Consider the following 10725-nt stretch of genomic DNA (forward strand, 5'->3'; position numbering starts at 1 on the left):
GCACCCGGCCGCGCGGAACCCGCCCTGCTTTCCAGAGTGACCTCGTCCGTGCGGTACGGGGGCCTGAGAGATTCCGGGGAGGATTTGCTCCTTCGGCGCCCTTCGGATCAGTTCCAAAGGACTCTCCCGCACGGGGTCAGCGGCCGTCACCAGCCTACCAGCGGGGTTCTCCGCCGAACCCTCGAGTGGCCGACCCCTCGAATCTGCCCTTTTGTAGTGCTTGTGGAGTAGCCGCGACCAATGGGAGGGATCGTGCAGACCGACATCGATCCGCGCAGCCTGATCGGCCGCAAGGCATTCGACCGCAGGGGCACCAAGATCGGAACCGTGGACGAGGTGTACCTCGACGACGCGACCGGTGTGCCCGAATGGGCGGCCGTACGTACCGGACTCTTCAGCCGGGACGCGTTCGTCCCGCTGGAACCCAGCGAATTCGTGGACGACGCGCTCCGCGTCCCCTTCGACCGCGCGCTGATCAAGGACTCGCCCGACTTCGGTGTCGGCCGCCACCTCTCACCGGAACAGGAACTCCAGCTCTACCGGCACTACGGGCTGGACTCCCCGCCCGAGGGGGTCGGCCCCGACAGGGACTTCGGCAGGCTGGCGGGCCAGGAGGAGTAGTCCGCCGGGTCGCGCACCAGCGGCAGCGGATCGGCGGGCCGCAGCGCCGCGTCGTCGATCCGGAACGTGCGCACCCGGCCGGGCGCCGAGTCGGGTTCCTCGAACCGCACCGTCACCCGCCCGATGCCGCTGCCCTGCACCCAGCCGTGCCCGTAGGTGTCGTGGTGCACGTCGTGCCCGGCGTGCCAGTGCCGCGCGGCCGGTTCCCCGGAGGCGTCCGGGGACTCCGGCCGCGGGCCGTCCGCAGGTCCGTCCCGGGCCTCCCGGGCCGTCGTCGCCTCCTCCGCCGGTTCCCCGGACGCGAGGGCCCGCTCGCCCGCGGCCTGGGCGAAGAGGTCCTCCTGCGTGTAGTCGGCGAGCCCCGTGACACCCACTCCGAGCAGCCGGACACCCCCGGTGGTGTCCACTGCCTCCAGGAGCCGCGCGGCGGCCTCACGGACCACCGCGGGGTCGTCCGTGGGCCCGCGCAGCGTCTCGGACCGCGTGAGCGTCGAGAAGTCGTACCGGCGCACCTTGAGGACCACCGTCCGCCCGGACCGCCCCGCCCCCCGCAGCCGCTGGACGCACCGGTCGGCCAGCCGCTCCACCTCCGCCCTGACCCTCACCCGGTCGTGCAGGTCGACGTCGAAGGTGTCCTCGACCGACACCGACTTCGCGTCGCGTTCCGCGACCACGGGCCGGTCGTCGTGGCCGAACGCCATGTGGTGGAGCGAGCCGCCGTGCGCCTTGCCCAGCAGACGCACCAGCTCGGCCTCCCCCGCCGCGACCAGGTCGTCCACCGTCGTCATCCCGGCCCGGCGCAGATGGTCCGCCGTGGCGGGGCCGACCCCGGGCAGGATCCGCACCGGCATGGGCGCGAGCAGCTCCCGCTCCGTGCCCGGCTCGATGACCCGCAGGCCGTCCGGCTTCGCCTCCTCCGAGGCGATCTTGGCCAGCATCTTGGAACCGGCGAGCCCGACCGAGCCGGTGAGCCCGGTGACCGCTCTGATGGCGCTGCGCAGCTGCTCGCCGACCTCCCGCGCCGAAGCCGTGTCGTCGGCCCTCCCACCGGCCTCCAGGTCGACGAACGCCTCGTCCAGGCTGAGGGGCTCCACCAGCGGGGAGAGCCGTGCGAGCAGCTCCATCACCTGGTTGCTGACCGTCCGGTACAGCTGGAAGCGGGGCACCAGATAGGCCGCGTTGGGTGCCAGCCGCCGCGCCTGCGCGGTCGGCATCGCCGAGTGGACCCCGAAACGCCGCGCCTCGTACGAGGCGGTCGCCACGACTCCCCTGGGCCCCAGCCCGCCCACCACCACCGGCTTGCCGCGCAGGCTCGGCTTCGCCGCCTGCTCCACGGAGGCGTAGAAGGCGTCCATGTCCAGATGCAGGATGGTGGGAGCGGTTCTCACATCAACCGATGCTGCACCACGGCACTGACAATCGCCGGGCCCGGTGCCGCGGCGGGGTCAGCCCGCGCGGTTGCGCCGCCGTGCGAGCTCGTCGGTGGGGTTGTTGCCGATCAGCGTCTCGCCGGTGTCCACCCGCTCGCCGTGCAGCTGCGACAGGGCGGCGTCGACGTCCTGCCACACCACGCCCACCGCGATACCGAAGACGCCCTGGCCGCCCCGGAGCAGGTCGACGACCTCGTCGGGCGACGAGCACTCGTAGACCGTGGCCCCGTCGCTCATCAGGGTCATCCGCTCCAGGTCCTGGAACCCGCGGGCCTTCAGGTGCTGCACCGTGGTGCGGATGTTCTGGAGGGCGACGCCCGTGTCCAGGAAACGCTTCACGATCTTCAGCAGGACGACGTCCCGGAAACTGTAGAGCCGCTGCGTACCCGAGCCGTACGCCGGGCGTACGCTCGGTTCCACCAGCCCCGTGCGCGCCCAGTAGTCGAGCTGCCGGTAGGTGATGCCCGCGGCCGCACAGGCCGTGGGCCCCCGGTAGCCGATGTCGCCGGCCGATGCCCCGCCGTCCCCCGCCACCGCGGCCGGTTGAACCGGCTGCACGATGGTGTGGTCGGCTGTACTCCCCTGCTGCGGATACGGCCCACCCGCTGCCGTACCGTCGCCGCTGCTTCTCACGCCGACCTCCGTCCTTGACCTGCCCTCTCGAAGGTAGGCAGTCACTCGGGGTGCGTCAACGATCGCCACACTCGGCACGCCGAGTGATAATCACCCCGAGGGTGGTTTCCCGTGTCTCGCGAGCGGGAAAGGCTTGCCGGATGCGCTGCTGGCGACCCCGTGGAACGGTCATTGGCTGTTGGTACCGAAATCCTCCGGAGAGATCTGATCGAGGAACTCGCGGAACTTCTCCACTTCGTCCTCCTGCTCGTCCGGGATGGCGATGCCCGCGTCGTCGAGCACACCGTCACTGCCGTAGATCGGCGTTCCGGTACGCAGCGCGAGCGCTATGGCGTCGGACGGCCGCGCGCTCACCTCGACACCACTGGCGAACACCAGCTCCGCGTAGAAGACCCCTTCCCGCAGGTCCGTGATGCGGACCTCGGTGAGCTCCTGGCCGACGGCCTCGAGCACGTCCTTGAAGAGATCATGGGTCAGCGGCCTGGCCGGAGCCATGCCCTGCTGGGCGAAGGCGATCGCGGTCGCCTCACCAGGACCGATCCAAATGGGGAGGTACCGGTCGCCTCCCACTTCACGCAGGAGCACGATCGGTTGGTTGGAGGGCATTTCCACCCGGACACCCACAACGTCGAGCTCGTTCACACAGCAACCCTAGGACGTGCCCGGCAGGTTTGGGTAGTCGGGCACCGCCGTGATCAGTGCAGCCGGATTCCCAGAGCGGTCTGGACGAGGGCCGAATGAAGCCGCACGGACAGCTCCGCCAGCTCCTTCGCGGTGGCCTCCGCATGCGCTCTGGTCTGCGGATTCCGGTGCCGGCGCAGAGGTGCGACCACCTGCTCGATGAGCCCCGCCTCACGGTCCGCGGCCGCCCGCATGGCACGCAGGTGACGCGGTTCCAGACCGAACCTGCCCAGATCCGCCACAAGCTTGGCCACCGTGACCATCTCGGCGTCGTAACCGCCTTCGGCCGTCGGAGCGACCAGGCCGTACGACTCCCACTCGTCGAGGTCGCTCTCGCTGACCCCGGCGGCCGCGAGCAGTTCGGCGCGGCCGATCCGGGCCGCGGTCCGTCCCGGCTCCGTCTCCCGGCCGCCGACGAGCTCCCGCACACCGCCCGTGGCCGGCAGCGCGGACTGCTCGCCGCGGGCGAGGGCGTCGAGGTGCTCGCGGATGACCTTCAGCGGGAGGTAGTGGTCCCGCTGCATGCGCAGCACCTGGGACAGGCGTTCCACATCGGCGCTGCGGAACTTTCGATAACCGGAAGGGGTCCGCTGCGGCTCGACGAGCCCCTCGGCCTCCAGGAAGCGAATCTTGGAGATCGTGACCTCGGGGAACTCGTCCCGCAGACGCAGGAGCACCGTGCCGATGCTCATCGGGCGGTCGTCGGCGGTGGCGGTGCCGGTCACGGCACCGCCCGTCGGTGTTCTCAGCATGGCCCTTCCTGGGAGTCCCCCGACGGAGTCGGGGGACGGGTCAGATGCCGCGCTGGCTCGCGTAGAAGACCAGCCGGTACTTGCCGATCTGCACTTCGTCACCGTTGGACAGCGGCACGGAGTCGATGCGCTCACGGTTGACGTAGGTGCCGTTCAGGCTGCCCACGTCCCCGACCGTGAAGCTGCCGTCGGGGCTCCTGCGGAACTCCACGTGCCGACGCGACACCGTCACGTCGTCGAGGAAGATGTCGCTCTGCGGGTGGCGGCCGGCCGTGGTCAGCTCACTGTCCAGCAGGAAGCGGCTGCCCGAGTTCGGCCCGCGGCGCACCACCAGGAGCGCCGAGCCGAGCGGAAGGGCGTCGACGGCGGCCTGCGCCTCGGGCGAGAGGGACGGTACGGCCGTCTGCCCGGTGGCCTCCGCCTCATACGCCTCAAGACCGGAGATGGAGATGGTCGAGGTCGTCTCCGAGGCACGCTCGGGAATCCCGCCCCTCAGCGGCGCGCCGCAGTTGGAGCAGAAACGACTGTCCTCGGCATTGCGGTGCCCGCACCTCGTACAGACCGGCATGGACGAGCCTTCCTGTCCGGGGGTGAACCCTCCACCCGTACTTGAGGTCGACGGTTCTCCGAAACCTATGCGGCCGGGACCGGCAGGGTCAACAGACGACGCGCCGGAAAATCCCGAATTGTCACTGCCCTGACCCGCCACCTCATCACGGAAGAGCGGGCGTTCCGTGCCCTGCTCATCCACCTGGCCATGGCGCGGTGCGCGATGGCGGGCGGCCTCGTCGCGAGCGCTCTTGCCGAACAACTTCCCAAACAACTTCACGGGCGATTCCCCTTGACCGAAATAGACCCGCCCGTGGGGCAGGACGAACCCTGAATGAACACACCTGCCGACCCGGACATCTTCACAACGTCCGTATCCACTCGACAGTTTCCATCACGCGCCACCAATACGATGCGGCGACCCCCCGCAACCTCGTGACCGTCTCCTCCGGCCCCTTCGCGCCTCGGACTCACGGTGACGACGACCGAGCGTAGTCAGGCTGCTTCGCCGGTCGCAAGGCGTCCACCACGATGTCGTCGGCCCGCACGACCTGCACGGTGGCCTGCTCCTTCTCCAGCGTCTGCACGACGCCGCCCGGGATGTTCAGCGCCGGCTCCAGGTCCTGGGGCTTGCCGATCACCTCGAAGACGTACGGCGCGGCGATCTTGCGGCCGTCGACCTTGACGTCGCCCCCGTCACCGGAGAAGTACGTATTGGCCACCACGCGCACCCCATTGACCTGGATCGCCTCGGCGCCCGCGGCACGCAGCTCCTGGAGCGCGTCGAGCAGCATGTCCGCCTTGACCCCGTTGCCCGGGTCGTTGACGGTGAGCGTGATCCCTGGGCCGTGAGCCGCCACGGTGCCCGCGAGGACACCGAGTTGCCGCTCCTTCTCCACGGTCTGCCTGCGCGCCTCCTCGGCCTGGTCGGAGCTGTTCTCCAGCTCCGTGCGCTGGGCGTCCAGCCGCTGCTTCTCGTCCTCCAGGCGCTGCGTACGGTCGTCCAGCTCGTCGAGGATCCGGACCAGGTCCTCCTGGCGGGCTCCCCTCAGGGCACTGTTGTCGCTGTTGGACCGCACCTGGATGGCAAGCCCGAGGCCGAGCCCGAACAGCAGCAGCGCGACGATGAGTTGGGCCCGCGTCACCCGGGGCGGCCACAGTCCGGCGATCAGCCGCTGGCGCCCGGTGAGCTCCTTGGCCGGGCCGGCCGGACGCTCGGCCGCGCTTTCCCCGCTCTCCGCGTCCCCGGGAAGTCCGCCCTCGGGAAGTTCTTCGTTGCTCATCGGCCTCAGGCCCTGAAGACGTGCCGGCGGATGGCCGCGGCGTTGGAGAAGATCCGGATCCCGAGCACGACCACCACACCGGTGGACAGCTGCGCCCCGACGCCCAGCTTGTCGCCCAGGAACACGATCAGGGCCGCCACCACGACGTTCGACAGGAACGACACGACGAACACCTTGTCGACGAAGATCCCGTCGAGCATGGCCCGCAGGCCACCGAAGACCGCGTCGAGGGCGGCCACGACGGCGATGGGCAGGTAGGGCTCGACCACCGCCGGCACCTCGGGCCGGACCAACAGTCCGACCACGACTCCCACGACGAGGCCCAGTACGGCGATCACGATGTGCCCTTCCCTGTGTCTGCCGCACCACTGCCGGTGTCTGCGGCCCTGTAAGGCTCTGCTGTACGTACGATCAGGCTCGGTGCGACCGGGAGGCTCACCTTCTGCTGCACGGACAGACTCGTCCGGACGTCGAAGGTGTCCTTGAGCGCCTGCAGGTACTGGCCGTCGGCGCTCTCCCGGAACGCGTTGCCGAGCTGCTTGCCGTTACCCACCGCCAGCACCGTGTAGGGCGGCACGAGCGGTCTGTTGTCGACCAGTATGGCGTCGCCCGCCGCGCGGATCGCGGACAGGGCCGTCAGGCGCTGGCCGTTGATCGCGATCGCCTCCGCGCCGGACTGCCACAGGCCGTTGACGACCCGCTGGAGGTCCCGGTCGCGCACCCGTCCGGTGTCGGCGAACCCGCTGGTCTCCCTGGGCCCCCCGCCGCCCTGGGCGGTGTCCTCGGCGTCGTCGACGACGAGCTTCACGCCGGGCCCCTCCACGGGGGTGGCCCCGGCGAGCAGCGCCACCCGTTCGCCCTGGTCCCCGCCGTGCTTCTCCAGCGCCTTGCGCTGGCGCCTGCCCACGTCCGCCCGGAGCTTGTCCACCTGGGACTCCAGGGTGTCGGCCGCCTCCGTCTCGTCGCCGATCCGGTCGATCAGCTCCTGGCGCTCCTTGGCGAGGACGGGTGCGGCCACGCGTGCCTCCGCGGCACCGAGGGTGACGACGAGGGCCGCGAGCACCAGACAGGCGGCGAGGCCGAGCTTCGCCTTGAGCGTGCGGGGCATGCCCGCGCTTCCGTCCGCCTGGCGACGCGCCGAGGCTTCGGCGTATCCGTCGTCCAGGCTGTGGTCCATCACATTGGTCAGCAGCGACATGGACGCATCGGGACGCGCGGGTGGGGAGGTTGTACTCCGATCGGGGGGCTGCTGCGACATGCCGCACATCGTCGCACGTCGTCACCGCTACCGCCGAATGGCCCCACCGGTGTACCCGGAGGCGTTTGGCCACACCTCCGGGCACACCGGGCGCACCCTTACTGACCTGCGCTCTCCACGACCGCCGCCCATTCGTCCAGCAGTGCCTGCGCGGAGGCGTCGTCCGGACCCTCGGCCCACAGATGGGTGGTCGCCTCGGCCCGGTCCGGCAGCACCATCACCCAGCGCCCGTCGGCCTCGACGACCCGCACGCCGTCCGTCGTGTCGACGCTGCGGTCACCGGCCGCCTCCACGACCCTGCGCATGACCAGGCCCTTGACGGCCCACGGCGTGGCGAGGTCACGGCGCAGGACATGGGCGCGGGGGATGCGGGCGTCGATCTGGCTGAGGGTGAGCTGGGTCCGGGCGACGAGCCCGAGGAGTCGCACGAACGCGGCGGATCCGTCGAAGACGCTGCTGAATTCGGGAACGATGAAGCCGCCGCGGCCGTCTCCACCGAAGATGGTTCCTTCCTCGCGTCCGACGCGCGTCAGGTCGTCGGGCGATGTCGTCGTCCACTCGACCTGTGTGCCGTGGTACGCCGCGACCTGCTCGGCCACGCGTGTCGTGGTGACCGGCAGCGCCACCCGTCCGCTGCGCCGTTCGGCTGCCACGAGGTCGAGCAGCACCAGGAGGGCCCGGTCGTCCTCCACGATCCTGCCCCGTTCGTCGACCAGGGAGAGCCGCTCGCCGACCGGGTCGAACCGCACCCCGAACGAGGCCCGGGCCGAGGAGACGATCTCGCCCAGCCGTACCAGCCCGGATCTCCGGGCCTCGGCGGTCTCGGTGGGCCGGGACTCGTCGAGGCCGGGGTTGATGGTCAGCGCGTCCACGCCGAGCCGTCCCAGCAGGCTGGGCAGTACGAGCCCGGCGCTTCCGTTGGTCGCGTCGACGACCACCTTGAGCCCCGCGTCGGCGATCCCGGTGGTGTCCACGTTCCGCAGCAGGGCACCGGTGTACGAGTCGAAGACGCTGGACGGGAAGTGCAGGTCCCCGATCTCCCCGGGGAAGGCGCGCCGGTACTCCTGGCGCGCGTAGACCCGGTCCAGCTTCCGCTGCCGCGCCTGGGAGAGGTCCGCTCCCCGCTCGTCGAAGAACATGATGTCGACCGAGTCCGGCACCCCGGGGGACGTACGGATCATGATCCCGCCCGCGCTGCCCCGCGCGGTCTGCTGGCGGGCGACGGGCAGCGGTACGTTCTCCAGGTCCCGGACGTCGATGGCGCTGGCCTGGAGGGCCGAGATCACCGCCCGTTTCAGGGCACGGGCACCGCGGGAGTGGTCGCGTGCGGTGGTGACCGTGGAGCCCTTCTTCAGCGTCGTGGCGTACGCTCCGGCGAGCCGGACCGCCAGCTCGGGCGTGATCTCCACGTTCAGGATCCCGGACACTCCCCGGGCGCCGAAGAGGTGCGCCTGTCCGCGTGACTCCCAGATGACCGACGTATTGACGAAGGCGCCGGCCTCGATGGTCTTGAACGGGTAGACGCGGACATTGCCCTGGATGATCGACTCCTCGCCGATCAGGCATTCGTCCCCGATGACCGCGCCGTCCTCGATGCGGGTGGCCCGCATGACGTCGGTGTTCTTGCCGATGACGCAGCCGCGCAGGTTGCTCTGCTGGCCGACGTAGACGTTGTCGTGCACCACGGCCCTGTGCAGGAACGCGCCGCTCTTGACGACCACGTTCGATCCGATGACCGTGTGCTCTCGGATCTCCGCACCGGCTTCGACCTTTGCGTAGTCACCGATGTAGAGCGGGCCCCGCAATACCGCGTCGGGGTGTACTTCCGCGCCTTCCGCGACCCATACGCCCGGCGAGATCTCGAATCCGTCGATGTCGACATCGACCTTCCGTTCGAGAACGTCGGCCTGGGCCTTCACATAGCTCTCGTGGGTGCCGACGTCCTCCCAGTAGCCCTCGGCGACATAGCCGTAGATGGGCTTGCCCTCCTTCATGAGCTGCGGGAAGACATCACCGGACCAGTCCACCGGCACGTCGGCCTCGACGTAGTCGAACACCTCGGGTTCCATGACGTAGATGCCGGTGTTGACGGTGTCCGAGAAGACCTGGCCCCAGGTGGGCTTCTCCAGGAAACGCTCGACCTGCCCGCCCTCGTCCACGATGGTGATGCCGAATTCCAGGGGGTTGGGCACACGGGTCAGGCACACCGTGACGAGGCCGCCCTTTTCCTTGTGGAAAGCGATGAGCTCGGTGAGGTCGAAGTCGGTGAGCGCGTCACCGGAAATGACGAGGAAGGTGTCGTCCTTCAGCGCTTCCTCGGCGTTCTTCACGCTCCCGGCGGTGCCGAGCGGCTTCTCCTCGTTGGCGTAGCTGAGCTCCATCCCGAGCTCTTCGCCGTCCCCGAAGTAGTTCTTGACCAACGAGGCGAGGAATTGGACCGTCACGACGGTCTCATTGAGCCCGTGCCGCTTCAACAGCCGAAGCACATGCTCCATGATCGGCCGATTGGCTACGGGCAGAAGCGGCTTGGGCATGCTCGAGGTCATGGGGCGAAGACGAGTGCCTTCGCCACCAGCCATCACGACGGCCTTCATGTCGGAAACGTCCTCCTTGAAGAGACGACGATCAGCCGACTTCGCCCGTCGGGGGCACTATCCGGTTCATCAGCGGCGGGCCGGCCACACTGCGCGGCACCGCGTCAACGAGCTCAATCGGCTACTACATCCGCCTTGACGAGTCGGCGGACCTGAACCACGTAGAGGATCCCTGCCCACCAATAGAGCGTTGTACCCCAACCTGCGAACGCCCACCCGAAAATGGCGGCCAGCGATGCAAGCCAACCACTTCCGTCGCTGAGCAGCAACAAGGGGAAGGCGTACATCAGGTTGAACGTGGCCGCCTTGCCCAGGAAGTTCACCTGGGGCGGCGGGTAACCGTGCCGGCGCAGGATTCCGACCATCACGAGGAGCATCAGTTCGCGGGCGAGTAGTGCCGCGGCGAGCCACAACGGAAGGATCTCGCGCCAGGTCAGGCCGACAAGCGTCGAAAGGATGTAGAGGCGATCCGCAGCGGGGTCCAGGAGCCTGCCGAGACTGCTGATCTGGTTCCACCGACGGGCGAGCTTGCCGTCGAGATAGTCGCTGACGCCGCTGAGCATCAGCACCAGCAGCGCCCAGCCATCGCTCTTGGGCCCGCCGAACTCGGGGCGGAGGATCAGCCACAGGAAGAGCGGCACCCCGGCAAGGCGAGCCATGCTGAGGATGTTGGGGATGGTGAGCACCCGGTCCGTCTGAACCCGAGTCTCCTGGACCTCCACCCGGGGGCCTCCTGTGAAGAACGTGCCAATGATGCCCCCTGACCCTACCTTCAGCCGCTGCGGGGAGAACCACAGGGGTGACGGAAACCCGCTGGAGGCGAGTGGTGAACGCAGAAAAGCCCCGCACCATCAGGTGCGGGGCTTTCCCGGAATGATTGTTCGGCGGCGTCCTACTCTCCCACAGGGTCCCCCCTGCAGTACC

At 69.3% G+C, this 10725-nt stretch carries 11 protein-coding genes and 1 riboswitch; of the genes, 1 reads left to right on the forward strand and 10 read right to left on the reverse strand.

The window, feature by feature from the left end; genetic code table 11:
- Positions 1-41: 41 nt before the first annotated feature.
- Positions 42-139: riboswitch (glycine riboswitch) on the reverse strand.
- Between the two features lie 101 nt (positions 140-240).
- Positions 241-621, forward strand: a complete 381-nt coding sequence (locus ACFYW1_RS36565) for a PRC-barrel domain-containing protein (RefSeq protein WP_389003585.1) — start codon at positions 241-243, stop codon at positions 619-621.
- Here ACFYW1_RS36565 and ACFYW1_RS36570 read toward each other — a convergent pair.
- The 10 genes from ACFYW1_RS36570 to ACFYW1_RS36615 all read right to left on the reverse strand — a co-directional run bounded on the left by ACFYW1_RS36570 (position 546) and on the right by ACFYW1_RS36615 (position 10523).
- A complete protein-coding gene (locus ACFYW1_RS36570) occupies positions 546-2009 on the reverse strand; it encodes a DNA polymerase IV (protein WP_389003588.1) in 1464 nt (487 codons plus the stop codon). The genes ACFYW1_RS36565 and ACFYW1_RS36570 overlap by 76 nt on opposite strands.
- A gap of 57 nt (positions 2010-2066) precedes the next feature.
- Positions 2067-2684, reverse strand: coding sequence for a MerR family transcriptional regulator (locus tag ACFYW1_RS36575; RefSeq protein WP_389003591.1), 618 nt, complete (start codon positions 2682-2684; stop codon positions 2067-2069).
- A 168-nt stretch (positions 2685-2852) separates the two neighbouring features.
- Positions 2853-3326, reverse strand: a complete 474-nt coding sequence (locus ACFYW1_RS36580; protein WP_006123076.1) for a bifunctional nuclease family protein — start codon at positions 3324-3326, stop codon at positions 2853-2855.
- Between the two features lie 53 nt (positions 3327-3379).
- Positions 3380-4117 carry a MerR family transcriptional regulator gene (locus tag ACFYW1_RS36585; RefSeq protein WP_389003595.1) on the reverse strand — a complete coding sequence of 246 codons (738 nt, stop codon included), beginning with the start codon at positions 4115-4117 and terminating at the stop codon, positions 3380-3382.
- A 40-nt stretch (positions 4118-4157) separates the two neighbouring features.
- Entirely contained in the window at positions 4158-4946 is a 789-nt protein-coding gene (locus ACFYW1_RS36590; RefSeq protein WP_389003598.1) for an FHA domain-containing protein, read from the reverse strand.
- Between the two features lie 190 nt (positions 4947-5136).
- Complete coding sequence (locus tag ACFYW1_RS36595; RefSeq protein ID WP_389003601.1) at positions 5137-5949, reverse strand: DUF881 domain-containing protein; 813 nt, start codon at positions 5947-5949, stop codon at positions 5137-5139.
- A gap of 5 nt (positions 5950-5954) precedes the next feature.
- A complete protein-coding gene (locus ACFYW1_RS36600; RefSeq protein WP_003970459.1) occupies positions 5955-6287 on the reverse strand; it encodes a small basic family protein in 333 nt (110 codons plus the stop codon).
- Positions 6284-7207, reverse strand: a complete 924-nt coding sequence (locus tag ACFYW1_RS36605; protein ID WP_389003605.1) for a DUF881 domain-containing protein — start codon at positions 7205-7207, stop codon at positions 6284-6286. Before ACFYW1_RS36605 ends, ACFYW1_RS36600 begins: the two co-directional genes overlap by 4 nt.
- 98 nt (positions 7208-7305) lie before the next feature.
- On the reverse strand, positions 7306-9801 hold the full coding sequence (locus tag ACFYW1_RS36610; protein ID WP_389003608.1) for a sugar phosphate nucleotidyltransferase: 2496 nt from the start codon (positions 9799-9801) through the stop codon (positions 7306-7308).
- A gap of 113 nt (positions 9802-9914) precedes the next feature.
- Entirely contained in the window at positions 9915-10523 is a 609-nt protein-coding gene (locus ACFYW1_RS36615; protein ID WP_389003611.1) for a CDP-alcohol phosphatidyltransferase family protein, read from the reverse strand.
- Between the last annotated feature and the right edge of the window lie 202 nt (positions 10524-10725).

It is taken from the genome of Streptomyces sp. NPDC002669, assembly GCF_042889165.1.
Classification (GTDB): Bacteria; Actinomycetota; Actinomycetes; order Streptomycetales; family Streptomycetaceae; genus Streptomyces.

What these genes read in the sequence shown, in the direction of transcription:
- ACFYW1_RS36610 (WP_389003608.1), bottom strand. Translation starts at nt 9,801, where the DNA reads ATGAAGGCCGTCGTGATGGCTGGTGGCGAAGGCACTCGTCTTCGCCCC.
- ACFYW1_RS36605 (WP_389003605.1), bottom strand. Translation starts at nt 7,207, where the DNA reads ATGTCGCAGCAGCCCCCCGATCGGAGTACAACCTCCCCACCCGCGCGT.
- ACFYW1_RS36585 (WP_389003595.1), bottom strand. Translation starts at nt 4,117, where the DNA reads ATGCTGAGAACACCGACGGGCGGTGCCGTGACCGGCACCGCCACCGCC.
- ACFYW1_RS36595 (WP_389003601.1), bottom strand. Translation starts at nt 5,949, where the DNA reads ATGAGCAACGAAGAACTTCCCGAGGGCGGACTTCCCGGGGACGCGGAG.
- ACFYW1_RS36565 (WP_389003585.1), top strand. Translation starts at nt 241, where the DNA reads ATGGGAGGGATCGTGCAGACCGACATCGATCCGCGCAGCCTGATCGGC.